Source organism: Mesorhizobium sp. CNPSo 4688 (assembly GCF_057784295.1).
On the sequence record NZ_JBWLUY010000001.1, the window covers coordinates 434,688 to 456,587 of the forward strand.

Consider the following 21,900-nt stretch of genomic DNA (forward strand, 5'->3'; position numbering starts at 1 on the left):
TCGGATGCCTGAAGTCACGAATGAGCTGATGTACGACTCCTCAAGAAAATCCATTCAAGGATGGATCGGCTTGAGAATGGTCTAGGCGAAGTTAAGCAAGAGATTGTTGCGATCCGGCTGCAGGCTTTGAGCACGCAAACGGATGTCAGCAACATCTACGCGATAACCGGTCGCATCGATCAACGTCTTGAACGGATTGAGCAGCGCCTCGAATTGCGAGAGCTAGCCGAAAATCAGAGGCCTTACGAACCGAAATGAAATCAGCTGTCGTTCTTCTCCCCGGTCTCAATCGCGACCGCGACATGATCGCCGCATTGACCAAGATTTCGGGACAGGCGCCGGCGACCGTCTGGCAGACCGATACCGAAATCCCCGATGTCGACCTGATCGCCATCCCCGGCGGCTTCTCCTTTGGCGACTATCTGCGCTGCGGCGCCATTGCCGCGCGCATGCCTGTCATGCGGGCGGTGGCGGAAAAGGCGGCAAAGGGCGTCATGGTCATCGGTGTGTGCAACGGCTTCCAGATCCTGGTCGAGGCCGGCCTGCTGCCCGGCGCGCTGATGCGCAATTCCTCGCTGAAATTCGTCTGCCGGCAGGTGAAGCTCGAGATCGCCAACGCCAACACCATGTTCACCCGCCGCTACCAGCCGGGTCAGATCATCCGAACGCCGGTGGCGCATCATGACGGCAATTATTTTGCCGATGCCGACACGCTTGCGCGCCTCGAGGGCGAGGGACAGGTGGTGTTCCGCTATGCCGAGGGCACCAATCCCAACGGCTCGATCAACGACATTGCCGGAATCATCAGCGAAAAGGGCAATGTGCTCGGCCTGATGCCGCATCCGGAAAACCTGATCGAGGCCGCGCATGGCGGAAGCGATGGCCGCGCGCTGTTCGAAGGCGCGCTCGGCATCGCCGCCTGATATCTTTTTTCGAAATTCCTTTCAAAGCGCGGGGGCGGCTGACCATGAGACTGACGATTGCCCGGATGGCTCTCCTGATCGCCGCCGGCTTGGCGTTGGCATCCTGCCAATCCAGCCCGAAGAGCGCGCCGGCGCCGGTGGGCAAAAGCGCTTCGCTGCTCGCCATGGAACAGGTGGCGATATCGGCCCACAAATGCTGGATTGCCAGCAAGGATCCCGCCTTCAAGTCGTATCAAATGGCCAATGAGCTGAACTCGTTCAGCGGCACGCCGCGCTTCCTGCTGGTTCCTGCCAAGCATTATGGCGGCAAGCCCTTGCTGGTCGTGCAGGCGCACGGCAATTCCAGCCGCATCGACGTGTTCGGTCCGCTGATGGACGATCCGCTCGGCGCTCGCATCGGCTCCGACATTGCGCGCTGGCAGACAGGCAATCCGTCCTGTAGCGCGGCCGCCTGACGCCATGGGCCGCTTCCTGCAGATGGCGGGATTGGTCATTGGTCTGGGCGGGCTTGTCCTGCAAGCCTGCATCACCATCCCGGCGTCGATGGAAGCCGGCCGCAGTTTTCTCGGCTCGATCATCTTTCTGTTCAGCTTCTTCACCATCCTGACCAACATCGGTGCGGTGCTGGTCCACACCTCGCTGCTGTCACCCAGCGGCTATGCCTGGCTGCCCGCCTTTGCCGGACCGCGGATGCGTGCAGGCGTCGCGGTTTCCATCGCGCTGGTCTTCATCGTCTATGCCACGGTTCTGGCGCAGCTCTGGCAGCCGCAGGGCCTGTTTCTATTCTGCGACGTGCTGCTGCACTATGTGACGCCGGTGCTGTTCGTGCTGTGGTGGCTGGTGGCAGGCGCCGACGGCAGGACACGCTGGAGCGACATCTCCTGGTGGATGACCTATCCGATCGCCTATCTCGCCTATGCGCTGGCCCGCGCCCCGATCGCGGGCGAAGTGCCCTACCCGTTCCTCGACGTTGCGAAAAACGGCGCGGCCAGCGTCGCGCTTGCGGCGCTGGCCGTCACCGGGGTTTTTCTGGTGCTGTGCATCCTCGCCGTGCTTGCCGACAAGGGCGTCTCACGCCTCAGGGCACCGGGCGTCCGTCGCTGACTGGAACGGTCCCAGGTCAGTCCCAGAAGCGCCGGATCCCTTCGCGGTAGGCGTCGCAACGCGACACACCGATATCTTTAAGCTGCTCGTCGGTCATTTCCAGCAGGGCCAAGCGGCCGCGACGGCGCTCGATCAGCGCGTCGATCCATCGCGCCAGCGACCTGACGACATAGACCACGCGGCTGACAAAGCCTCGCCGGTCCGACGGGCGCGGCCCGACCAGTTCAATGCCCGCGCAGCGGATTGTCTCTGATGTATCCATTGTCTTTCTGCCAAGGTTGCAAATTGTACCCATTTCTGTACGGCGCTGATATGTATTGACTCCCAATTCGGTGCAATATACAAAATTGTCACCATGACAAATTGGCTTCCTGACCTCACCACCGGTTCCGGCCCGCTCTATCAGCGCCTTGCCGACAGCATTGAGTCGGACATCGACAAGGGCATCATCGACGCCGGGGCAAAATTGCCGCCGCAGCGCGATCTCGCCTATGACATCGGCACCACGGTCGGCACGATCGGCCGGGCTTATCAGTTGCTGCGCGAGCGCGGTCTGGTCAGCGGCGAGGTCGGGCGCGGAACCTATGTTCTGGCCCAGCAATCGGAAGCGGTGAGCCCCGAATTCGCCGAGCCCACCGTGCAAGGCACGCGCTATGTCGATGCGCCGCCCGGCAAGCTGCGCTTCGACAGCACGGCCGCGCCCGACATCGGCCAGGGCGCCATTGTCGCCGACATGCTGTTGCGCACGGTGCAGGATCATCCGCACGAGATTTCCAGCTACACCAGGGATTTCCCGGAGCGTTGGTTCGAGGCCGGCGCGCGCTGGCTGTCGCGCAATTCGTTCCGCCCGGCGGCCGAGACCATCGTTCCCACGCTCGGCACCCATGCCGCCGTCATGGGGGCGATAGCGGCGCTGACCACGCCCGGCGACTATGTCGCCTTCGAGCACCTCACCTATTCGCAGATCGCCCGCAGCGCCGGGCTGATCGGGCGGCGCGTTGCGCTGGTGGCATCTGACGAGGAAGGCCTCGATCCCGAGGATTTCGAACGCGTCTGTGCGCAAAAGCACCCGAAAATGATCTTCCTGATGCCGACGGTGCAGAACCCGACGCTGGCGATCCTTTCGGTTTCGCGCCGGGAGGCGATCGCGCGCGTCGCGCGCGAGTACAATGTCATCCTCATCGAGGACGATCTCTATGGCGGTCTGACCGAGGATCCGACGCCGCTCATCGCCGAATATGCGCCCGAGCGCACCATCGTTGCCGGCGGCCTGTCGAAATCGGTCGCCGCCGGCGTCCGCGGCGGCTGGCTCTCCTGCCCGCCCGCCTATCGCCATCGCATCCGCGTCGCCCACAAGATGATGACCGGCGGCATGCCGTTCCTGCTGGCGGAGGTGAATGCGCGGCTGGTGCTGTCCGGGCAAGCCGGCGATATCCGCCGGCGCAGTATCGCCGAAATCGCCGCCCGCATCGCCATCGTGCGCGAGACTTTGGCTGGCTTCGCCTTCAAGTCACACGACAGCGTGCCCTTCGTCTGGCTCACCCTGCCCGACCCCTGGCTGTCCGGCACCTTCCGTAGTGCATGCCTCGAAAATGGCGTGCTCCTCGACGACGAGGACGAATTCAAAGCCGGACGCTCCGAGCAGGTTTTCCACGGTGTTCGTTTCGGCGTTTCGCAGCCAAGGCGGCGCGAGGACATTGCCGGCGGCGTCGCGGTGATCCGGCGGCTGCTGGAGGAAGGCCGCGCCGGCTACGACAGGTCTTCCTGACCCGTTGAGGCTTAACTGGTGCTCGCGGCCCTGGCCTCGGTCAGCCCTCTGCCTTGAAGTTTTTGGCTTCCTTCGCGCCCTTTTCCTTGCCGTGCTTCTCGGCCAGGTCCTTGGCTTGTTGCGGCGAAACGTCGGTGATCTCGGCAAGATGCATAGCTTCCTTGTCCGAGAGGCGATTGTCTTTCTTGCCTTGCTTGGTGGCCATATCCAGATCTCCTGATTGATTGGAGACCTAACGGCCGGGATGCCATAGCGTTCCCCTACGACGTCCCGCTGCCCCTCGCCTTGTGGCTTTCCGGCGTTTTTCGTCAGCGGATGGGGGTGTATCGCGCCAAAGCTTGCGATAAGAGGGGACTCAGAAATCCCCCTCTCCCACGGATACCAATCGCTGCCCATGACCATTTCCAATTCCGTGCCGATCACTCCGGAACTCATTGCCGCGCACGGGCTGAAGCCCGACGAATACCAACGCATCCTCGATCTGGTCGGGCGCGAGCCGAGCTTTACCGAACTCGGCATCTTCTCGGCGATGTGGAACGAACACTGCTCCTATAAATCCTCGAAGAAGTGGCTGCGCACGCTGCCCACCACCGGGCCACAGGTCATCCAGGGTCCCGGCGAGAATGCCGGCGTGGTCGATATCGGCGACGGCGACTGCGTCGTCTTCAAGATGGAGAGCCATAACCACCCCTCCTATATCGAGCCCTACCAAGGGGCGGCGACCGGCGTCGGCGGCATCTTGCGCGACGTCTTCACCATGGGCGCGCGGCCGATCGCGGCGATGAACGCACTGCGCTTCGGCGCGCCGGACCATCCCAAGACGCGACATCTGGTCTCCGGCGTGGTTTCCGGCGTCGGCGGCTACGGCAATGCCTTCGGCGTCCCGACCGTTGGCGGCGAGGTCAATTTCGACGCTCGCTACAACGGCAACATCCTGGTCAACGCCTTTGCCGCAGGTCTTGCCAAGACCGATGCGATCTTCCTGTCGGAGGCCAAGGGCGTCGGCCTGCCCGTCGTCTATCTCGGCGCCAAGACCGGACGCGATGGCGTCGGCGGCGCCACCATGGCCTCGGCCGAGTTCGACGACAAGATCGACGAGAAGCGCCCGACCGTGCAGGTCGGCGATCCCTTCACCGAAAAATGCCTGCTGGAAGCATGCCTCGAGCTGATGGCGTCGGGTGCGGTCATCGCCATCCAGGACATGGGTGCGGCCGGCCTCACCTGTTCGGCGGTCGAAATGGGTGCCAAGGGCGATCTCGGAATCGAGCTTCAGCTCGACCAGGTGCCGGTGCGCGAAGAGCGCATGAGCGCCTATGAGATGATGCTGTCGGAAAGCCAGGAGCGCATGCTGATGGTGCTGCGCCCCGAGAAGGAAAAGGAAGCCGAAGCGATTTTCCACAAATGGGGCCTCGACTTCGCCATCGTCGGCAAGACTACCGATGATCTGCGTTTTCGCGTCATCCATCAGGGCGACGAGGTCGCCAATCTGCCGATCAAGGACCTTGGCGACAAGGCGCCGGAATATGACCGCCCGTGGGTCGAGCCGAAGAAGCCGGCGGCATTGGCGGCCGGCGATGCGCCGAAGGCCGATGTCGCCGACGCGCTGCTGAAGCTGCTCGGCGGGCCGGACCTGTCCTCCCGCCGCTGGGTATGGGAGCAGTATGACACGCTGATCCAGGGCAATTCGCTGCAGCTGCCGGGCGGCGACGCCGGCGTGGTACGCGTCGAGGGCCATGCGACCAAGGCGCTCGCCTTCTCCTCCGACGTCACACCACGCTATTGCGAGGCCGATCCCTATGAGGGCGGCAAGCAGGCGGTGGCCGAGTGCTGGCGCAATCTGACCGCCACCGGCGCGCTGCCGCTGGCGGCGACCGACAACCTCAATTTCGGCAATCCGGAGCGGCCCGAGATCATGGGTCAGCTGGTCGGCGCGGTGAAAGGCATTGGCGATGCCTGCCGGGCGCTCGGCTTCCCGATCGTGTCGGGCAATGTCTCGCTCTACAACGAGACCAACGGCCAGGGTATCCTGCCGACACCGACCATAGGCGGCGTCGGGCTGATCGCCGACTGGTCGAAGATGACGCGCATCGGCTTTGCCGCCGAGGGCCAGATGATCGTGCTGGTCGGCGCGCCGGCGACATGGGGCAGCCATCTCGGCCAGTCCGCCTATTTCAGAGACATTCATGGCCGTACCGACGGGCCGCCACCACCCGTCGATCTCGCGCATGAAAAGCGCGTCGGCGACCATGTGCGTGCGCTGATCGCGTCGGGCGTGGTGACCGCGGCGCATGACCTTTCCGATGGCGGCCTTGCCGTGGCGCTGGCCGAAATGGCGATGGCATCCGGTATCGGCGCTACAATTCCCGGCCTTGCCGGCACCGATCCGATCCCGGTCTGGTTCGGAGAAGACCAGGGCCGCTACCTCCTGACGCTGTCGCTGGATCCGCAGAGCAAGGAATGGGACGCCATCCGCGAGGAGCAGAGCAAGCTCGGCATTTTTGCGCCATGGATCGGCTCGACCGGCGGGCGCGAGCTGAAACTCGGCGATGCCAGGGCGATCCCGGTCAGCGAATTGACCGCCGCCTATGAAGGCTGGTTCCCGCGCTTCATGGACAAGGCCAGTTGAGCAGACTGGCTGCCCGGACGCTGATCGCTGTCGTCTTCTGGCCGTCGCTGTTCTTCTTCTGGTTCCTCGGCCCGTTCGTCTTTTTCCTGCTGTCGACGACCTCAAGCGAGGTCTGTCCGCTGCTGGAAAGGCGCGAGCAGTTCCTTGAGGCGGCCAACGGCGCGCTTCCGATGCTGGTCCTGCAGAACCTCCTTTATGCGGTTCCGATCATCTGCCTGGTGCTTTGGATCCGGCTTTTGCCGGACCCGGCGCGAGCAAGACATGTCGTCACCTGCATCAAGCTTTTTATTGTCGCAGTGGTCATAGGGGCGCTGTGGGAATATGGCTCGTCGCTGGCCTGCGACGGCAACGGCCAGCCATTCTTCTCGCCATTGTGGCAGATGACCAGCTATCTTCCCCTCGTCAGCCTGGTGATCAACATTCCGCTCTATGTCCTGACCTTCAGCCTTGGCCGGGGGTTCTCGACCCGCGATGACATCACCGAGGATGGTGTGGTCCACCCGCGGCAGGATGGCCCTTAGACACTGCGTCACCGACGGAACGACTTCAACCCGAGCCAGAAAGGCTTTAGGGTTACCCCCCGAGTCACACTCGTAAAAGCTGCCTAGCCGCCCAGAACAGGATTTTGCCATGGCAATGGATGCCCACGACATCGAAAAACTGATCAAGGACGGCATTCCGGACGCCAAGGTGACGATCCGCGACCTCGCCGGCGACGGCGATCACTATGCGGCCGAGGTGGTGGCCGAGAGCTTCCGGGGAAAGAGCCGCGTCCAGCAGCACCAGATGGTCTATGACGCGCTGAAAGGCAATATGGGCGGCGTGCTGCACGCGCTGGCCCTGCAGACCAGCGTGCCGGACTGAAACCAGGCTCGCTTACTGCGTCGGCGGCCTGCCTGGCCGAAACGGACGTGATCGGCTTCGCCGACACTGAAATGATCGGCCCGGCCGGATACTTACCGCCGACGATCATTCTCTTTCCATCCGACAATGCCGAGACCGCGCCGTCGAGAAACAGCGCGTTGCGGCAGCCAAGCCCGTCGCGGAACAGCCGCGCGAAGCTGCCGAGACTCACTTCCGAGCGCGAAACGGCCAGCACCACTGTGTTTTCGTCGCGCACGCCGACGCCATTGCGGATGTAGCGGGAGGTGCCATTCACTTCGAAGCGCGGATGAAGTGCGCCGTCGATCACCAGCATTGGACCTGACTGCGTGGCGAAGGCTACATCGGGCTTTGCGGCGGCATAGGCGCTGCTTTCCATGACCGCGGCCTTGCCGTCCTTGCCAACCAGAAAGACGCCGTTCGGCTTCAGGAAGAAATTGCCGTCAGCATCGGCAAGGTTGAGCGGCGACTTTTCAACGCCGCCTTCGACCAAGAGGCCGACCGGCGACAAATCCTCATGATACATGCCGCCATTCATGGCGAGCAGCACCGGCCTGCCCTCGCCGGCAACCGCCTTGTCAAAGGCCTCCAGCGAGCCGAAGGGCTTGCCGTCGGCACCGGCATGGAAAACTTCGATGCTGTCGGCTCGAAGATCGATGTCGCAGACGACATAGCTCACGGCCTCGAAAGCGACATTCCGACAGGGTGCGGGCAATTCGCCGCCGATAACCAGCGGTGGCGGCGGCTCCGGGCGTCTCGGCCTCCAGATAATGGCTGTCGCCGCCACCAGGATGGCGATCAGAAGGGCGGCGCCACGTCGTTTTTTCATCATCTTCCGGAGGCTGCAATCGGGCGGGATGCTTGGCCCAAGACAGGCGATCCTTTGCGCCATTTCCGCGGCAGCGGCGCAAACATCTTGTTTCGGCCCATCTATGGGTTTATTTGATGGCTATGCTTCGAGCCTGACTCCCACAGGCGTGAAAGGATATTCCATGAGCGGCATCAACGACTACATCGACAGCGAAGTGAAGGGCAACGACGTCGTCCTTTTCATGAAGGGCACGCCCGGTTTTCCGCAGTGCGGGTTTTCCGGCCAGGTGGTGCAGATCCTCGATTACATCGGCGCCGACTATAAGGGCGTCGACGTGCTGACCTCGGCCGAACTGCGCCAGGGCATCAAGGAATACTCGAACTGGCCGACGATCCCGCAGCTCTACGTCAAGGGCGAATTCGTCGGTGGTTGCGACATTATCCGCGAAATGTTCCAGGCGGGCGAACTGCAGACGTTCCTCGTCGAAAAGGGCCTCAGCGTCAAAGCTCCCGCCTGATTCTGGGGCGCCTGATTCTGGCTTGAGACCGGGGCAGCCCCGCCCCGGCAAAATGTTACCTCCCCTTTCGGGGTGAGGACGAATTAATGCGCCGGCATGCCGGCGCATATTCGTTTTGAAGATCGGACTCGCCGTGGACCAGCAGTTACAAGCGCCGCAACAGGCAAGCAACTTGCCTATTCCGCGCTGGGAATTCATCGCGCTGTGCGCGGCGCTGATGGCGTTGAACTCGCTGGCCATCGACATCATGCTGCCGGCGCTGCAGCAGATCGGCGCCACGCTCGGCGTCGAAAATGAAAACCACCGCCAATATGTGATCACCGCCTACATCTTGGGCTTCGGCGGCGGACAGCTTTTCTTCGGGCCGATCTCGGACCGGTTCGGGCGCCGCGCGCCGCTGGTCGTCGGGCTGGCGATCTACGTCGTGGCGGCGGCGGCTGCCGCCATCGCCCCGTCATTTGCCATCCTGCTGCTGTGCCGGCTTGTGCAAGGCATCGGTGCTGCGGCTACGCGCGTCATCGCGGTGTCGATCGTGCGCGACACGTTCGACGGCCGGCGCATGGCCGAGGTGATGTCGCTGATCTTCATGGTGTTCATGGCCATCCCGGTGATTGCTCCGGGGATCGGCCAGTTCATCATGCTGTTCGCGAGCTGGCACTGGATCTTCGTCACCATGGCGGTCGGAGCGCTGGTCGTATCGGCGTGGTCGCTGCTGCGGCTGCCGGAAACGCTGCATCCGGAATATCGCCGGCCGTTGACAGTATCATCCGTCCTCGGCGGTTTCCGCATCGTGCTCACCAACCGCATTGCGCTTTGCTACGCCTTCGCCAGCACCTTCATTTTCGCCGCCATGTTCGGCTTCATTGCCTCGGCGCAGCAGATCTATGTCGACATTTTTCATGTCGGCGAGATGTTTCCGGTCATCTTCGCCGGTGTCGCCGGCGTTCTTGCTTTTTCGAATTACCTCAACTCGCGTCTGGTCGGCCGCATTGGCATGCGCCGTCTGTCGCAGAGCGCGCTGCTGCTGTTCCTGGTGATCAGCCTTGCCTGGCTCACCGTTTCGCTGGAGATGAACATGCCGCTCTGGCTGTTCATCACCTTCTTCGCCAGCGCGATGATCCCGTTCGGCGCGTTGGGCGCCAATTTCAACGCGCTTGCGATGGAGCCACTCGGGCAACTGGCCGGCACCGCGTCGTCGATCCTGGGTTTCATGCAGACGTTTCTCGGCGGCATTCTCGGCACGCTGATCGGCCAGGCCTTCAACGGCACGGTGACGCCGCTGGCGGCCGGCTTCTGCAGCGTCTCGGTCGCGGCCCTGCTGATGATCCTCATCGCCGAGCGCGGCAAGATGTTCCAGCCGCACAACCCACCCATTTCAGGGCACGTCACCGACCTGCATTGATTTTGGTCTGGAGGCCGCAAGCCTGGCGGCTTGAACGCCAGAGCAGGAATTGATCCTACTCCGCCCAGAGTTCGCGGCGCAATTCCTGCCAGCTTTCCCTGTCGGGCGCGACGAGGATGCCACCCTCGACATGCGACGGCAAATACGCGCTGCCGTCGATGCGCGCGGTATAGCCACCGGCCTCGGCATGGATCAGCACGCCGACCAGATGGTCCCACGGCATCAGCTTGTTGTAGACGACGAAATGCGCATGGCCGCTGGCCAGCAGCCGGTATTCATGCGCCGCGCAGCGATAGCCGAACTGCGACAGCGTCTTGGTCTGGTTGCGCGCCAGCAGCGAGCGTTGCGGCTCGGCCAGATATTGCCAGGAAACCGAACCGGTCATTTGCGACACCGGCACGGCGTCGGCGACATGCACTTTCTCCAACGTGCCATGCGCATGGCGGATGTGGCTGCCGGCGCCCTTGGCGCCGATCAGCCAGTCCTTGCCCACGGGATCATGGATGATGCCGGCCACGGTCTCGCCCTTGACCACGACGCTTAGCATGACGCCGAACAGCGGCACGCCGGAGGCGAAGTTGAACGTGCCGTCGACCGGGTCGACGACGAAGGCGAGATCGGCATCGCCGAGCCCCTGGAGGAGCGCCGGATTGTCGGAACAGGCTTCCTCGCCGACGATCATCGCCGTGGGATAACGCTCCCGCAGCTTTGCCGTGATCAGCCGCTCGGCGTTGACGTCGGCCTCGGTCACCAGATCGGCGGCCGAAGTCTTCTGGCGGACATCGCCCTCGCCCAGCCGGCGAAAGCGCGGCATGATTTCGGCTTTGGCTGCATCGGCGAGAAGCTCGGCCAGCCAGTCGATCGCACGGTCGTCAAATGTCATCGGAAATGTCTTGTCCTGCGGTGAGGCTGCCGTTGAGGGCGGCGAAATCGAACAGTTTTCTGTCGAGCAGATGCGAAGGCCTGGTGTTGGACAGCGCGCGCAACATCGTATCCTTGCGGCCCGGCATGCGCTTTTCCATATCGTCCAGCATCGCTTTGGTGGCGTTGCGCTGCAGGCCTTCCTGGCTGCCGCAGAGATCGCAGGGAATGATTGGGAATTTCATCGCGGCGGCGAATTTCTCCAGATCCGCCTCGGCGCAGTAGCTCAGCGGCCTCAGCACCATGACGTCGCCGTCGTCGTTGAGCAGCTTTGGCGGCATGGCGGCGAGACGGCCGCCATGGAACAGGTTCATGAAGAAGGTTTCGAGGATGTCCTCACGATGGTGGCCGAGCACCAGCGCCGAACAGCCCTCTTCGCGCGCGATGCGGTAGAGATGGCCGCGCCTGAGCCGCGAGCACAGCGAACAATAGGTGCTGCCCTGGGGCAGCTTGTCGGTGACCACCGAATAAGTGTCCTGGTACTCGATACGATGGGCAATGCCGTGCGCGTCGAGATAATCCGGCAAGATGTGCTTTGGGAAATTCGGCTGGCCCTGGTCGAGATTGCAGGCCAGAAGGTCGACCGGCAAAAGCCCGCGCCATTTGAGATCGAGCAGCATGGCGAGCAGGCCGTAGGAATCCTTGCCGCCGGACAGCGCCACCAGCCAGCGGTCGCCGGGCCTGACCATGGCGAAATCCTCGATCGCCTGGCGGGTCAGCCGCAACAGCCGCTTGCGCAGTTTGTTGAATTCGACCGAGGACGGCACGTCGGCGAACAGCGGATGGAAACCGCCTTCGGCATCGGCAACCGGTTCAAGCAGATCGGCGTTTGGCAACATGTTCATGGCGCGTCGGCCCAAATCCCTGTTGCGCCCGGATTAGCGCATTGGCTCGAAAATCGAAATCGGTTTTTGGTCGATGCTTCGCAAAGCGCGATGCACAAAGAAAAAGGCCGCCTCGAAAGGCGGCCTTCGATATCTGCGGCAGTGAGGCCGATCAGCGCGAATAGAATTCGACGACCAGGTTCGGTTCCATCTGCACGGCGAACGGAACGTCGGCCAGGCCGGGGATACGCGAGAAGGTTGCGACCATCTTGTTGTGATCGGCTTCGATGTAGTCCGGCACGTCGCGTTCGGCGAGGCCGACCGATTCCAGAACGATGACCAGCTGCTTCGACTTTTCGCGCACTTCGACGACGTCGCCCGGCTTGCAGCGGTACGAGCCGATGTTGACGCGCTTGCCGTTGACGTTGACGTGGCCGTGGTTGACGAACTGGCGGGCGGCGAAAATGGTCGGCACGAACTTAGCGCGGTAGACAACCGCATCCAGACGCGACTCGAGCAGGCCGATCAGGTTCTCCGAGGTGTCGCCCTTGCGGCGGTCAGCCTCTTCATAGACCTTGCGGAACTGCTTTTCCGAAACGTCGCCATAGTGACCCTTCAGCTTCTGCTTGGCGCGCAGCTGCAGGCCGAAGTCGGAAAGCTTGCCCTTGCGGCGCTGGCCGTGCTGGCCGGGGCCGTATTCACGCTTGTTGACCGGAGACTTCGGGCGGCCCCATATGTTTTCGCCGAGACGGCGGTCGATCTTGTACTTCGCGGATTCGCGCTTGCTCATCGCATTCCCTTTCAAAACAAACCACCCGGAACCTCATGGTCCGGGTGAAGGAAACGCGCCCTCCTCTGGCCTCCGTTTTCGAGACCTGACAGGGTTTTCCACGCAATGCGATGGAAAACCCACGGGACACGTCAGTTTAACAAGACCAAGGAAACGATAAACCTGTTTTCCCTGGGTTCTTGCCATGCAAAAGAAACCACCGGGCATTGCGGCCCGGTGTTGGTGGGCTCGTTAAACGGAGATTTAACCTGTGTCAAGCTCGCTGCTGGCGGCGGCTGCGGCAACCCTATAGCTTTTCTGGTGTTAAGTGCGGTGCCGGATGTGGCGGGTGGTTGCCAACGGCATTAGGAAGGGACTGGAGCTAGAGGAGCCAGAAGTCGTATGAAAAAATTCTTCCTTTCGTTGGTAAGTGCAGCCGTCCTGGCAGGATCGATGTCGATTGCCGTCCCCGAGCCGGCGATGGCCAGGCATTGGCACGGTCACAGACATTATCAGGTCTGCCGCATCGTGGTGAAGAAGAAGGTCGTCTGGCGGCACGGCCACAAGAAGGTCATCCGCTACAAGGTGAAGCGCTGCTGGTGGCGCTGGTAGTTTCGGCTCCGGCCTGAAGTGAAGAGCCCGCGGTCTCGGCCGCGGGCCTTTGTTTTTGACGGCACAGTATCCGGGCCTCAGTCCGCCGATTTCTTCTTGGGCAGCCCCTTGCGCTTGGTCTCGGCGAATTCCTCAAGCTGCTTTTCGCTCATCGATTCATACATTTCGCGTGCAGCGCCTATGAGTTCGCCTTTCTTGGTTTCGCCGCGTTTGGCCGAAAGCGCGGCGCCCGCGGCCTTTTGCTGGGCTTGTGATTTTGCAGGCATATCGGTTCCTCCTTTGCTGCCAGAAGAAGAAACGTTGCGCTTCGGCGAGAGTTCCAGCTCTGGCGGCCAACTCCCGGTCCGCGCTCGTTTCTCCCCATGGCCGGCCCGCCTGCCGGCAAATCGGCCTTCCCGTGTCCGAAACGCCAGTGTAGGACGGCGCCATGAAATCGTTGACCGATCCCTCGCAGGCTCTCGCTAACGGCCTGTCAAAAATCCGCACCGAGTTCCATGTGCCGGACGGGTTTCCGCCCAACGTGATGGCCCTGGCACAGAGGGCGGCCAAACGGGTGCCCGGCCAGCATGTCGACCGAACGGCGATGCCTTTCGTGACACTCGATCCGGCGACTTCCACCGATCTCGATCAGGCCTTTTCGATCGAGGCGAGCGGCAGCGACCTTCTGTTGCACTATGCCATTGCCGACGTGGCCTGGTTCGTCGAGGACGGCGACGCGGTGGATGTCGAAGCCTGGGCGCGGGGCGAGACCCTGTATTTGCCGGACGGCAAGGCCGGGCTTTATCCCCCGGTGATCGCCGAGGGTGCGGCGAGCCTGTTGCCCAGCGGGCCGCGTCCGGCTGTTGTCTTCACGGTTCGGATCGCCGGGGACGGTGCGGTAAAGCTGGACGGCGCGGAGCGCGCAATCATTCAGAGCCGCGCCAAACTCGCCTATGACACCGTGCGAGCCTCCGACGTTCCGGCAGGCTTTGCCGAAATTTCCCGGCGCATGGCGGCAAACGAAGAGCGTCGTGGTGCTTCCCGCGTCGACCCGCCCGAGCAGGAGGTGGAACAGCTTGCCAATGGTACATTCCAGCTTGCGTTCAGACCGCTGCTGCAATCCGAGCAAGACAACGCCGCGCTTTCGCTGGCTGCCAACATGGCGATTGCCGACGCCATGCTGGCACACCGGACCGGGCTGTTCCGGGTGATGGCGCCGCCGGATGCTGCCAAGGTGAAAAAACTGCGTTGCGCGGCACAGGCTCTCGGCCTGTCCTGGCCGGCTTCGACCAGTCTGCGCGACTATCAGCGAACCCTTGATCCGGGCGACAGGCAACAGGCGGCGCTGATGCTGGAAATCCGCCGTGCCGGTTCCGGTGCGTCCTACCAACCCTATGAGGAAGGCGTTGTGCCGTGGCACGAGGCCATGACTGCGACCTATGCCCACGCCACCGCGCCGCTGAGGCGGCTTGCAGACCGCTACGTCGTGCGCTGCGCGCTGGCAATCGCCAACGGCCAGCCGGTGCCGCAGGCCGTCACCGAGGCGTTTGCCAGACTGCCCACGGTGATGGGGCGCGCGGATGCCGGCGCCTCGCAGATCAACCACACGGCCATCGACCTTGCCGAGGCGGTGATGCTGAAGGGACGCCAGGGTGAAATGTTCAAGGCCGTCGTCACCGACGTCGCCGACCAGCGTATGCGCGTACAGCTCTCGAACATGCCTGTCGTTGCGAATGTGAAGGCCTCCGGGTTCAGGCAGGGCGACGGCCTGACGCTAAGGCTTGTTTCGGCCGATCCGGATCAACGCAGCATTGTCTTCCAACCTGCCTAGCGTGCGCTCAATCCAAAACCCTGCATCAGCCGGCTGATGGCGAAATCCGGCTTTCCCGAGGTAAAGACGGCGATGTCGGGCTCACCTTGCGGCAACGCCCCGTCGACTGTCGGAAGCAGCGACAAGGCACGGCGGGCAATCGCCTCGGCCGGGTCTATCCAGTCGACCGGCCAGGGTGCTGTCTTGCGCATGCGGTTGGCCAGGAACGGGTAGTGCGTGCAGGCGAGCACGACGATATCGGTGCGCAAATCGTCATGCTGGACGAAGCACGGTGCGATCTCGGCGCGCACGGCCTCTTCGTCGACAAAGCCCTCGCGCATGTAGGCCTCGGCCAGTCCGGCCAGATTGTTGCTGCCGACCAGGCGGACATGGCATTTCTGCGCCCATTTGCCGATCAGGTCGCGCGTGTACTGGCGCTTCACCGTGCCCGGCGTCGCCAGCACCGAGACCAGCCCGGAGCGGGTGCGCTCGGCTGCCGGCTTGATTGCCGGCACGGTGCCGACAAAGGGATGGCCGGGGAATGTTTCGCGCAACGCATCGATCACCAGCGTCGAGGCGGTGTTGCAGGCGATGACCGAAATCGCCGGCTGAAAACGGTCGAGCAGCTTGGCGAAGAGATCGAGTATGTGAGCCTGCAGCGCCGGCTCTTCCCAGGCGCCATATGGAAAGGCCTTGTCATCGGCGACGTAGACGAAGCGGCGGTCGGGCATCAGCACGCGGGCTTCGCGCAGCACGGTCAATCCGCCAACGCCGGAATCGAACATCAGGATCGGGCGGTGGCTTGATCGATCGCTCATTGATGTCGGACCATGGAAAGGGGCTGGAGATCAGAAGGGCTGGCCGGTGATGTGGCCGATGCCGTTCTATCCGCAACGATCATGGTCTTGAAGTGGCGAATTCACCCAAGTTTTGTGCAACCCGGCGAAGACCGCTTTCCGATTGCTCTACAGCCCACGCTTGCCGAAGCCGGCGGGCTTTGGCCGGCCCGTCAGTTGGACAGACGGCACCGAGCGTGTGGCCGGTGCGGCGGCGCGCGCAGTGGATGGCGCAGTGCTGGTGGCCATCCGGCCGCTGGCCGACGGAACAGCGCCCTCGAAATCGAAAACCGATGTCAGCTCATCGATATTGCTGCCCGCCACCGGCTTCGCCACCAGGATCGTGCACCAAAGGCCAAAGATCGACAGCGCAAGCAGGTTCAAACCACTGGGCGTGCTTTCCGGATCGTTGAAATCGATGACCAGCAGTGTGCCTGCCTGCAGAAAGGCGTAGATGGCGCAGAACACGATATAGGACCACAAGATCCAGCCTTTGCCGTTGGCGTCGCGGCTGCGCCGCCAGGCAATATTGCCACGCATGACCACAGCCAGCAGCGAAACGATGAGGACCGCGCCGGCCATTCCTTGCCGCGACGGACCAGGCGCGGAGTTGATGAAGCCCTCAAAGCCGATCGTGCCTACAATGCACACCAGAGCAGCCATGGCTTCGAGGAAAGCCACCCCGAGGGAGTAGAAGAAGAAGCGCATGCGGCCGATATTGGAGGTGAACATGTGCAACCCACCGTTTTCACAACAATAGATCAGCACCAGATAATATTCGGTTACGCCGGACGTTCGAAGCTTACTGATCTTAACCTTCTTGGTCTGTCTTCCGGTTTCGCGCGGCGGCCGGAAGCCGTCTCGGATCGTCTCCCGGCGAGCCGTCGCCGCGCGGCATCGCCGGCGAAAACCGATCCAGCGACGAAATGATGCCGCGCAGCACCTTCAGTTCCGGCTCGGCAAACCCGGCGCGCGTCAGGACAGCGCGCAGGTTGTCGACCATCTTCGGCTTCTTCGGCGCCGGGCGGAAATAGCCGCGCGCTTCGAGCGCGCCTTCGAGATAGGCAAACAGGCCGTGCAACTCTTCCTTGCTCGCCGGCTTCATTTCGGGACTGGAGAAATTGGTCGTCGTCTCGTCCTCCAGACCCGATTTCATCCACTCATAGGACATCAACAGCACGGCCTGGGCGATGTTCAGCGACGAAAAGCCGGGATCGACTGGGAAGGTGACGATCTCGTCGGCGAGCCCGACCTCATCATTGTAGAGGCCGAAGCGTTCTCGTCCGAACAGGATGCCGGTGCGCTGGCCAGCTATCTGACGAGCCCTCAGCGCCCTGCCCGCCTCGACCGGTCCGCGCACCGGCTTGAAGCCGTCGCGCTCGCGCGCCGTGGTGGCGAAGACGAAATTGAGATCCGCGACGGCGGACGCCAGATCGCCAAACACGGTGACGGCATCAATAACATGGTCGGCGCGGCTGGCGGCAGCGCGCGCCTTCTCGCTCGGCCAGCCATCACGCGGGTTGACGAGCCTGAGTTCGGACAGACCGAAATTGGCCATGGCGCGCGCGACCATGCCGATATTCTCGCCGAGTTGCGGCTCGACGAGGATGATCGCCGGACCGGCGGCGGAGACGTTTTCAGGAGGTTGCGCGGCGGACATGATCTCAATGAACTGCTGTTTGCGGCATTTTCAGCGTTCCCTGCCACATCCACCCGCCAAAATGAAGCGTTTGCAAAAACACCAGCTCGCCGCACAGACCACCCATTCAACGCCGATCGGCGTTTGCGCGGCCAAATAGGCTTTGATATACGCTCCGCATCCCCGGCCGAAAGCCATGCGGGCAAGGCCGTTTTGTTCCCCAAAAGCGAGGCATTCTTTCCATGGCGAAGATCAAGGTGGCGAACCCGGTCGTCGAACTCGACGGCGACGAGATGACCCGCATCATCTGGCAGTTCATCAAGGACAAGCTGATCCACCCTTATCTCGACCTCAAGCTTGAATATTACGACCTCGGCATCGAGCACCGCGACGCCACCAACGACCAGGTGACCATCGATTCGGCCAACGCCATCAAGAAATGGGGCGTCGGCGTCAAATGCGCGACGATCACCCCCGACGAGCAGCGCGTCGAGGAATTCAAGCTGAAGAAGATGTGGAAGTCGCCGAACGGCACCATCCGCAACATCCTCGGCGGCACCATTTTCCGCGAGCCGATCATCATGAAGAACGTGCCGCGGCTGGTGCCGGGCTGGACCAAGCCGATCATCGTCGGCCGTCACGCCTTCGGCGACCAGTACCGCGCCACCGATTTCCGCTTCCCCGGTAAGGGCAAGCTGACCATCAAGTTCGTCGGCGAGGACGGCAACGTGATCGAGCATGATGTGTTCGACGCGCCCGGCGCCGGTGTCGCGATGGCCATGTACAATCTCGACGACTCGATCCGCGAATTCGCCCGCGCCTCGCTGAATTACGGCTTGCTGCGCAACTATCCGGTCTATCTCTCGACCAAGAACACCATCCTCAAAGCCTATGACGGCCGCTTCAAGGACATTTTCCAGGAAGTCTACGAGGCCGAATTCGAAGCCGAGTTCAAGGCGAAGAAGCTTTGGTACGAGCACCGCCTGATCGACGACATGGTCGCGTCGAGCCTGAAATGGTCGGGCGGTTATGTCTGGGCCTGCAAGAACTATGATGGCGACGTCCAATCCGACACGGTGGCGCAAGGCTTTGGTTCGCTCGGCCTGATGACCTCGGTGCTGATGACGCCGGACGGCAAGACGGTGGAAGCGGAAGCCGCGCACGGCACCGTGACGCGCCACTATCGCCAGCACCAGAAGGGCGAGGAAACCTCGACCAATTCGATCGCCTCGATCTTCGCCTGGACGCGCGGGCTCGCCCACCGGGCCAAGCTCGACGACAATGCCGAACTGAAGCGCTTTGCCGAGACGCTGGAAAAGGTTTGTATCCAGACGGTCGAGAGCGGCTTCATGACCAAGGATCTGTCGCTGTTGATCGGACCCGACCAGCCCTGGCTGTCGACCACCGGCTTCCTCGACAAGATCGACGAGAATCTGCAGAAGGCGATGGCGTAAGCCGGGAGCCATGGCCAAGCCCATCGTCTACGGGGCGGACTACAGCGTCTATGTGCGCATCGTCCGCCTCGTGCTGGCGGAAAAGGGCATCGACTACGAGCTTGTGCCGGTCGATGTCTTCGCTGCGGAGGGCACTCCCACCTGGTATTTCGAGCATCACCCGTTCGGCCGCATCCCAGCCTTCGAGCATGACGGCTTTCGACTGTTCGAAACCAGCGCAATCGCCCGTTATGTCGACGAGGCGTTCGACGGCCCCGCGCTGCAGCCGAAAGACCCGCACGGCCGCGCGCGGATGAACCAGATCATCGGCATGCTCGACGCTTATGGGTACAGGTCGATGGTTTGGGACGTCGCCGTCGAGCGGCTGGAGAAGGAAGCGCCCGACGAGGCGCTGATCGCCAACGGACTGCGCCAGGCCGAAACGGTGCTCAGGGTGCTTACCTCCCTCAAAGCGCCCGGGCCGTGGCTGCTCGGCGATCAGCTGACGCTGGCCGACCTGCATGCGGCATCCATCATCGCCTATTTCCTCAAGGTCCCCGAGGGGCAAAGGCTGCTTGCCGCGTTCGCCGACATCCACGTCTGGTGGGACGGAATTGCAAAACGTCCGAGCCTGGCGGCGGGCTGACATGAGGTTAGGGCGCGCGCATGGCTCACCTTTCTCGCCAGGACGCGCTCACCATTGCCAGAATAGTCAGGGTCAACCACGCCGGTGAGTTCGGTGCGATCAGGATCTATTCGGCCCAGATTCTGGTCGCCAAACGCTTCTGGCCGGGTTGCGTGCCATCCTTGTCGGAGATGCTCGGGCACGAGCGCACGCATTGCGCAGCGTTCCGCTCCACCATGCCGCAGCGGCAGTCGCGACCGTGCCGGGTGATGCAATTCTGGAACTGGGGCGGCTGGCTGCTGGGCTTTGTGACCGCCCTGCTCGGCCCGCAAGGCATCTGGGCTTGCACGGCAGCTGTCGAAGCGACGGTACATCGCCATCTCGACGACCAGCTTTTCTTTCTGGCCAACCGCGACCCGGACTTGCACGGCATCATCCTGGCCATCCGCGAGGAAGAGCTTGCCCACCTCCATCATGCCGAAGAGCAGTTGAAATCGCCCGGTCCGGCTATGAACCTTCTGCGGTCGCTGATTTCAGTCGCCACCGACGTGCTGATCTGGCTGTCCACCTGGGGCGACTCCAGCAGAATGACGCGCGCGCTGAAGGCGGCGAAGCAGAGCTAAGGTTTTAAAGGCCGATTGCCGGCCTTGTGATCATCAGCCAGAGAATGCCGAGCACGGCGGCGAAGGCCGCAAAGCCGCAGGCAAACCAGATGCGAAACAGGCGCTTTTCCTCAGGCGGCAGCGGCGCGTTTTCGCTGGCCGCCCGCCGCGCCAGGTTGCGGATGCGGATCTGGATCCAGACCACCGGCAGCCAGAACAGGCCGGTCACGACGTAAAGCAGCAGGGACGCCACGATCCAGCCTTCCGACAGCGGCCAGCCCACGGCCTGCGCCAGCAGCACGCCAGTGATCGGCTGGACGATGACGGCCGTCGCCGTGAAGATGGTGTCGGCGATGACGACGGTGTCCGCGACATGGGCGACGAGTTCGGCGCGGCCGGTGCGCTGCGCCATCAGCATGAAGAAGGCGATGCCAGCGCCGGTGCCGAACAACACCGTGGCGCCGATGATATGCGCCCAGCGCAGAAGGTCGACCCAGAGGCTCATCGCTCGTCCAAAATCGCCAGCGCCACCAGGGCGAGGCAAAGTGCTGGAACAGCCTTGACCATTGCTCCCAAAGGATCGAGCCACAGATCGGGCGCAAGCGCGGTTGCGGCGCCAAGATAAGCCAAGGTGATGGCAATCATCCCCATCAGGGCGAGCCGCGCGAAGGACCGCACAAGAACCGCGGCGCCGACGAGAATGTCGGCAACGCTTCCCGCAAGAACCATTCCGAGCGCAAGCGTTGGCGACAGGCCATGCGAGACCAGAATGCCGGCAGCCGCATCGTGCCTGATAAAGCCGACAATGCCGGACACCAACCAGAACAGCGAGAGGACGCCGAACACCAGCGGTTTCAGCAGCCAAAGGCGGGCGAACCAGCGCTCCTGGACATGCGTCGGCATAGCCGCCAGCGTTACTTCCAGCGGCTGCAGCTTGTGATCCGAAATCTCGTTCCAGGATTTGGCATTGCCCGTCACGCCGCGCGCCAGCGCGGTCAGGGCTGCGCTGCGCAGAGGTGATCGCCAGCCGAGCAGGCCGAGGCCATCGGCAACAACAGCCGCGATCCCACCGAGAAAGGCCGGCATCGGCACAAGGCGGGCCGGCGGCAGGCCAAGCCATGCCCGGAAGGCAACCAGCACGTCGGCCAGCGAGCGGGCCTCGGCTTCGACGAGATCGACGGAAAGACGCGGCGGCAGGGATCCGGCAACCGCGCGCGACACCGACTCAGTGACGTCCATGACCGCCACGGTCTGGATGGGCTGGCGCGCCATCACGGCAGGGATGAAACCGGGAAAGGCGGCAAGCGCGCGCAAAAGTGCCGTCCCGCCATAGGCGGCGGGTGCGATCACCAGGCCCGGGCGCAGGATAGTCCATTCCAGCGAAGAACCTGCGACGGCCTTGTCGCCTTCACCTTTGGTGCTGAAGAAAACATCTGAGGAGGCGGGATCGGCACCTATGGCGGAGATCTGCACGAAGCGGGGCACCCCGGCCCGTTCGCAGGCGGCGACCAGCGCCACGACCGCGCCGCGATGGATGGCGTCGAGGCGGTCGCGTGGGCCGTCCTGCAAGGCGCCTGCCGCATTGACCACTGCATCCATCCCGTCGACCAGCAGCAGCCAGTCTTCAGCGGCAAGCAGCCGCGCCATGTCGGCCGCGATCCAGCGCACCGCCGGCCAGCGCCGCGCGGCTTCCCTGATGTCGCGGCCGAGGCCGACCACCTGATGCCCGTCGCCAACCAGGCGGCCGACGACAGCTTCGCCGATCAGTCCGTAGCCGCCGAGGACGAGCACCTTGATGCCAGGGCTATCGGGCATAG

26 protein-coding genes and 1 pseudogene are annotated in these 21,900 nt (G+C 63.0%); 15 read left to right on the forward strand and 12 right to left on the reverse strand.

Annotated features, from left to right (window positions below; all coding sequences use genetic code 11):
* Nucleotides 1–60 precede the first annotated feature (60 nt).
* The 4 genes from AC04SH_RS02245 to AC04SH_RS02260 are packed head-to-tail and all read left to right on the forward strand — an operon-like array spanning nucleotide 61 to nucleotide 2,027.
* A complete protein-coding gene (locus AC04SH_RS02245) occupies nucleotides 61–258 on the forward strand; it encodes a hypothetical protein (RefSeq protein WP_488573778.1) in 198 nt (65 codons plus the stop codon).
* Nucleotides 255–923 carry a phosphoribosylformylglycinamidine synthase subunit PurQ gene (purQ, locus tag AC04SH_RS02250; protein WP_181057214.1) on the forward strand — a complete coding sequence of 223 codons (669 nt, stop codon included), beginning with the start codon at nucleotides 255–257 and terminating at the stop codon, nucleotides 921–923. Before AC04SH_RS02245 ends, purQ begins: the two co-directional genes overlap by 4 nt.
* A gap of 44 nt (nucleotides 924–967) precedes the next feature.
* The gene (locus AC04SH_RS02255; protein WP_488573779.1) at nucleotides 968–1,378 is read left to right on the forward strand and encodes a hypothetical protein; all 411 of its coding nucleotides are present in this window, start codon (nucleotides 968–970) and stop codon (nucleotides 1,376–1,378) included.
* 4 nt (nucleotides 1,379–1,382) lie between these two features.
* Nucleotides 1,383–2,027, forward strand: coding sequence for a Pr6Pr family membrane protein (locus tag AC04SH_RS02260; protein ID WP_488573780.1), 645 nt, complete (start codon nucleotides 1,383–1,385; stop codon nucleotides 2,025–2,027).
* Nucleotides 2,028–2,043: 16 nt separating this feature from the next.
* Here the strand turns inward: AC04SH_RS02260 and AC04SH_RS02265 are convergent, their stop codons facing one another.
* The gene (locus AC04SH_RS02265) at nucleotides 2,044–2,289 is read right to left on the reverse strand and encodes a DUF1127 domain-containing protein (protein WP_488573781.1); all 246 of its coding nucleotides are present in this window, start codon (nucleotides 2,287–2,289) and stop codon (nucleotides 2,044–2,046) included.
* Between the two features lie 93 nt (nucleotides 2,290–2,382).
* Here AC04SH_RS02265 and AC04SH_RS02270 point away from each other — a divergent pair, with 93 nt between their 5' ends.
* Nucleotides 2,383–3,795 carry an aminotransferase-like domain-containing protein gene (locus AC04SH_RS02270; protein ID WP_488573782.1) on the forward strand — a complete coding sequence of 471 codons (1,413 nt, stop codon included), beginning with the start codon at nucleotides 2,383–2,385 and terminating at the stop codon, nucleotides 3,793–3,795.
* 40 nt (nucleotides 3,796–3,835) lie between these two features.
* Here the strand turns inward: AC04SH_RS02270 and AC04SH_RS02275 are convergent, their stop codons facing one another.
* Nucleotides 3,836–4,000 (reverse strand): hypothetical protein, encoded by a 165-nt coding sequence (locus AC04SH_RS02275; RefSeq protein ID WP_185970361.1) that lies wholly within the window; start codon nucleotides 3,998–4,000, stop codon nucleotides 3,836–3,838.
* Nucleotides 4,001–4,189: 189 nt separating this feature from the next.
* Between AC04SH_RS02275 and purL the strand changes: the two genes are divergently transcribed.
* The 3 genes from purL to AC04SH_RS02290 all read left to right on the forward strand — a co-directional run bounded on the left by purL (nucleotide 4,190) and on the right by AC04SH_RS02290 (nucleotide 7,285).
* On the forward strand, nucleotides 4,190–6,421 hold the full coding sequence (gene purL / locus AC04SH_RS02280; protein WP_488573783.1) for a phosphoribosylformylglycinamidine synthase subunit PurL: 2,232 nt from the start codon (nucleotides 4,190–4,192) through the stop codon (nucleotides 6,419–6,421).
* The gene (locus tag AC04SH_RS02285; RefSeq protein ID WP_488573784.1) at nucleotides 6,418–6,942 is read left to right on the forward strand and encodes a hypothetical protein; all 525 of its coding nucleotides are present in this window, start codon (nucleotides 6,418–6,420) and stop codon (nucleotides 6,940–6,942) included. Before purL ends, AC04SH_RS02285 begins: the two co-directional genes overlap by 4 nt.
* A gap of 109 nt (nucleotides 6,943–7,051) precedes the next feature.
* The gene (locus tag AC04SH_RS02290) at nucleotides 7,052–7,285 is read left to right on the forward strand and encodes a BolA/IbaG family iron-sulfur metabolism protein (protein ID WP_010909092.1); all 234 of its coding nucleotides are present in this window, start codon (nucleotides 7,052–7,054) and stop codon (nucleotides 7,283–7,285) included.
* Nucleotides 7,286–7,424: 139 nt separating this feature from the next.
* Here AC04SH_RS02290 and AC04SH_RS02295 read toward each other — a convergent pair.
* Nucleotides 7,425–8,195, reverse strand: a pseudogene (locus AC04SH_RS02295) (phosphodiester glycosidase family protein); the annotation flags it as partial.
* Between the two features lie 100 nt (nucleotides 8,196–8,295).
* Between AC04SH_RS02295 and grxD the strand changes: the two are divergent.
* Complete coding sequence (grxD, locus tag AC04SH_RS02300) at nucleotides 8,296–8,631, forward strand: Grx4 family monothiol glutaredoxin (protein WP_488573785.1); 336 nt, start codon at nucleotides 8,296–8,298, stop codon at nucleotides 8,629–8,631.
* A gap of 133 nt (nucleotides 8,632–8,764) precedes the next feature.
* Nucleotides 8,765–10,033, forward strand: a complete 1,269-nt coding sequence (locus AC04SH_RS02305) for a multidrug effflux MFS transporter (protein WP_488573786.1) — start codon at nucleotides 8,765–8,767, stop codon at nucleotides 10,031–10,033.
* A gap of 55 nt (nucleotides 10,034–10,088) precedes the next feature.
* Here AC04SH_RS02305 and AC04SH_RS02310 read toward each other — a convergent pair whose 3' ends face one another.
* The 3 genes from AC04SH_RS02310 to rpsD form a co-directional block, all read right to left on the reverse strand.
* Complete coding sequence (locus tag AC04SH_RS02310) at nucleotides 10,089–10,916, reverse strand: inositol monophosphatase family protein (RefSeq protein ID WP_477232757.1); 828 nt, start codon at nucleotides 10,914–10,916, stop codon at nucleotides 10,089–10,091.
* Entirely contained in the window at nucleotides 10,906–11,799 is an 894-nt protein-coding gene (ttcA, locus tag AC04SH_RS02315; RefSeq protein ID WP_477232758.1) for a tRNA 2-thiocytidine(32) synthetase TtcA, read from the reverse strand. Before ttcA ends, AC04SH_RS02310 begins: the two co-directional genes overlap by 11 nt.
* Before the next feature lie 151 nt (nucleotides 11,800–11,950).
* A complete protein-coding gene (rpsD, locus tag AC04SH_RS02320) occupies nucleotides 11,951–12,568 on the reverse strand; it encodes a 30S ribosomal protein S4 (RefSeq protein WP_013895883.1) in 618 nt (205 codons plus the stop codon).
* Nucleotides 12,569–12,949: 381 nt separating this feature from the next.
* On the opposite strand from rpsD, the gene AC04SH_RS02325 reads away from it, so the two are divergent.
* Nucleotides 12,950–13,159 (forward strand): hypothetical protein, encoded by a 210-nt coding sequence (locus AC04SH_RS02325; RefSeq protein WP_477232759.1) that lies wholly within the window; start codon nucleotides 12,950–12,952, stop codon nucleotides 13,157–13,159.
* 77 nt (nucleotides 13,160–13,236) lie between these two features.
* Here the strand turns inward: AC04SH_RS02325 and AC04SH_RS02330 are convergent, their stop codons facing one another.
* Nucleotides 13,237–13,425, reverse strand: a complete 189-nt coding sequence (locus AC04SH_RS02330) for a DUF3008 family protein (protein ID WP_488573787.1) — start codon at nucleotides 13,423–13,425, stop codon at nucleotides 13,237–13,239.
* 161 nt (nucleotides 13,426–13,586) lie between these two features.
* Here AC04SH_RS02330 and AC04SH_RS02335 point away from each other — a divergent pair, with 161 nt between their 5' ends.
* A complete protein-coding gene (locus tag AC04SH_RS02335; protein ID WP_488573788.1) occupies nucleotides 13,587–14,969 on the forward strand; it encodes an RNB domain-containing ribonuclease in 1,383 nt (460 codons plus the stop codon).
* On the opposite strand, the gene murI is transcribed toward AC04SH_RS02335, so the two are convergent.
* The 3 genes from murI to AC04SH_RS02350 all read right to left on the reverse strand — a co-directional run bounded on the left by murI (nucleotide 14,966) and on the right by AC04SH_RS02350 (nucleotide 17,444).
* A complete protein-coding gene (murI, locus tag AC04SH_RS02340; RefSeq protein ID WP_488573789.1) occupies nucleotides 14,966–15,766 on the reverse strand; it encodes a glutamate racemase in 801 nt (266 codons plus the stop codon). The two genes, AC04SH_RS02335 and murI, sit on opposite strands and share 4 nt — an antisense overlap.
* Before the next feature lie 147 nt (nucleotides 15,767–15,913).
* Entirely contained in the window at nucleotides 15,914–16,516 is a 603-nt protein-coding gene (locus AC04SH_RS02345; protein WP_488573790.1) for a DUF805 domain-containing protein, read from the reverse strand.
* Nucleotides 16,517–16,595: 79 nt separating this feature from the next.
* Nucleotides 16,596–17,444: an RNA methyltransferase gene (locus tag AC04SH_RS02350; protein ID WP_352559777.1), complete on the reverse strand. Its 849-nt coding sequence runs from the start codon at nucleotides 17,442–17,444 to the stop codon at nucleotides 16,596–16,598.
* A 221-nt stretch (nucleotides 17,445–17,665) separates the two neighbouring features.
* On the opposite strand from AC04SH_RS02350, the gene AC04SH_RS02355 reads away from it, so the two are divergent.
* From AC04SH_RS02355 to AC04SH_RS02365, 3 genes are read left to right on the forward strand one after another with little or no spacing between them, the layout of a single operon-like run.
* Entirely contained in the window at nucleotides 17,666–18,877 is a 1,212-nt protein-coding gene (locus tag AC04SH_RS02355) for an NADP-dependent isocitrate dehydrogenase (RefSeq protein ID WP_488573791.1), read from the forward strand.
* A 10-nt stretch (nucleotides 18,878–18,887) separates the two neighbouring features.
* Nucleotides 18,888–19,502, forward strand: a complete 615-nt coding sequence (locus AC04SH_RS02360; RefSeq protein ID WP_488573792.1) for a glutathione S-transferase family protein — start codon at nucleotides 18,888–18,890, stop codon at nucleotides 19,500–19,502.
* Nucleotides 19,503–19,522: 20 nt separating this feature from the next.
* A complete protein-coding gene (locus tag AC04SH_RS02365; RefSeq protein WP_488573793.1) occupies nucleotides 19,523–20,104 on the forward strand; it encodes a demethoxyubiquinone hydroxylase family protein in 582 nt (193 codons plus the stop codon).
* Nucleotides 20,105–20,108: 4 nt separating this feature from the next.
* On the opposite strand, the gene AC04SH_RS02370 is transcribed toward AC04SH_RS02365, so the two are convergent.
* A complete protein-coding gene (locus tag AC04SH_RS02370) occupies nucleotides 20,109–20,588 on the reverse strand; it encodes a DUF2269 family protein (protein WP_488573794.1) in 480 nt (159 codons plus the stop codon).
* Complete coding sequence (locus tag AC04SH_RS02375) at nucleotides 20,585–21,898, reverse strand: SDR family oxidoreductase (RefSeq protein WP_488573795.1); 1,314 nt, start codon at nucleotides 21,896–21,898, stop codon at nucleotides 20,585–20,587. The genes AC04SH_RS02370 and AC04SH_RS02375 overlap by 4 nt, the downstream gene beginning before the upstream one ends.
* Nucleotides 21,899–21,900: the final 2 nt, after the last annotated feature.

What these genes read in the sequence shown, in the direction of transcription:
- murI (WP_488573789.1), bottom strand. Translation starts at nt 15,766, where the DNA reads ATGAGCGATCGATCAAGCCACCGCCCGATCCTGATGTTCGATTCCGGC.
- AC04SH_RS02265 (WP_488573781.1), bottom strand. Translation starts at nt 2,289, where the DNA reads ATGGATACATCAGAGACAATCCGCTGCGCGGGCATTGAACTGGTCGGG.
- ttcA (WP_477232758.1), bottom strand. Translation starts at nt 11,799, where the DNA reads ATGAACATGTTGCCAAACGCCGATCTGCTTGAACCGGTTGCCGATGCC.
- AC04SH_RS02260 (WP_488573780.1), top strand. Translation starts at nt 1,383, where the DNA reads ATGGGCCGCTTCCTGCAGATGGCGGGATTGGTCATTGGTCTGGGCGGG.
- AC04SH_RS02270 (WP_488573782.1), top strand. Translation starts at nt 2,383, where the DNA reads ATGACAAATTGGCTTCCTGACCTCACCACCGGTTCCGGCCCGCTCTAT.
- rpsD (WP_013895883.1), bottom strand. Translation starts at nt 12,568, where the DNA reads ATGAGCAAGCGCGAATCCGCGAAGTACAAGATCGACCGCCGTCTCGGC.
- AC04SH_RS02330 (WP_488573787.1), bottom strand. Translation starts at nt 13,425, where the DNA reads ATGCCTGCAAAATCACAAGCCCAGCAAAAGGCCGCGGGCGCCGCGCTT.
- purL (WP_488573783.1), top strand. Translation starts at nt 4,190, where the DNA reads ATGACCATTTCCAATTCCGTGCCGATCACTCCGGAACTCATTGCCGCG.
- AC04SH_RS02355 (WP_488573791.1), top strand. Translation starts at nt 17,666, where the DNA reads ATGGCGAAGATCAAGGTGGCGAACCCGGTCGTCGAACTCGACGGCGAC.
- AC04SH_RS02365 (WP_488573793.1), top strand. Translation starts at nt 19,523, where the DNA reads ATGGCTCACCTTTCTCGCCAGGACGCGCTCACCATTGCCAGAATAGTC.
- AC04SH_RS02345 (WP_488573790.1), bottom strand. Translation starts at nt 16,516, where the DNA reads ATGTTCACCTCCAATATCGGCCGCATGCGCTTCTTCTTCTACTCCCTC.
- grxD (WP_488573785.1), top strand. Translation starts at nt 8,296, where the DNA reads ATGAGCGGCATCAACGACTACATCGACAGCGAAGTGAAGGGCAACGAC.
- AC04SH_RS02335 (WP_488573788.1), top strand. Translation starts at nt 13,587, where the DNA reads ATGAAATCGTTGACCGATCCCTCGCAGGCTCTCGCTAACGGCCTGTCA.
- AC04SH_RS02275 (WP_185970361.1), bottom strand. Translation starts at nt 4,000, where the DNA reads ATGGCCACCAAGCAAGGCAAGAAAGACAATCGCCTCTCGGACAAGGAA.
- AC04SH_RS02350 (WP_352559777.1), bottom strand. Translation starts at nt 17,444, where the DNA reads ATGTCCGCCGCGCAACCTCCTGAAAACGTCTCCGCCGCCGGTCCGGCG.
- AC04SH_RS02325 (WP_477232759.1), top strand. Translation starts at nt 12,950, where the DNA reads ATGAAAAAATTCTTCCTTTCGTTGGTAAGTGCAGCCGTCCTGGCAGGA.
- AC04SH_RS02290 (WP_010909092.1), top strand. Translation starts at nt 7,052, where the DNA reads ATGGCAATGGATGCCCACGACATCGAAAAACTGATCAAGGACGGCATT.
- purQ (WP_181057214.1), top strand. Translation starts at nt 255, where the DNA reads ATGAAATCAGCTGTCGTTCTTCTCCCCGGTCTCAATCGCGACCGCGAC.
- AC04SH_RS02245 (WP_488573778.1), top strand. Translation starts at nt 61, where the DNA reads ATGGATCGGCTTGAGAATGGTCTAGGCGAAGTTAAGCAAGAGATTGTT.
- AC04SH_RS02310 (WP_477232757.1), bottom strand. Translation starts at nt 10,916, where the DNA reads ATGACATTTGACGACCGTGCGATCGACTGGCTGGCCGAGCTTCTCGCC.
- AC04SH_RS02255 (WP_488573779.1), top strand. Translation starts at nt 968, where the DNA reads ATGAGACTGACGATTGCCCGGATGGCTCTCCTGATCGCCGCCGGCTTG.
- AC04SH_RS02375 (WP_488573795.1), bottom strand. Translation starts at nt 21,898, where the DNA reads ATGCCCGATAGCCCTGGCATCAAGGTGCTCGTCCTCGGCGGCTACGGA.
- AC04SH_RS02360 (WP_488573792.1), top strand. Translation starts at nt 18,888, where the DNA reads ATGGCCAAGCCCATCGTCTACGGGGCGGACTACAGCGTCTATGTGCGC.
- AC04SH_RS02370 (WP_488573794.1), bottom strand. Translation starts at nt 20,588, where the DNA reads ATGAGCCTCTGGGTCGACCTTCTGCGCTGGGCGCATATCATCGGCGCC.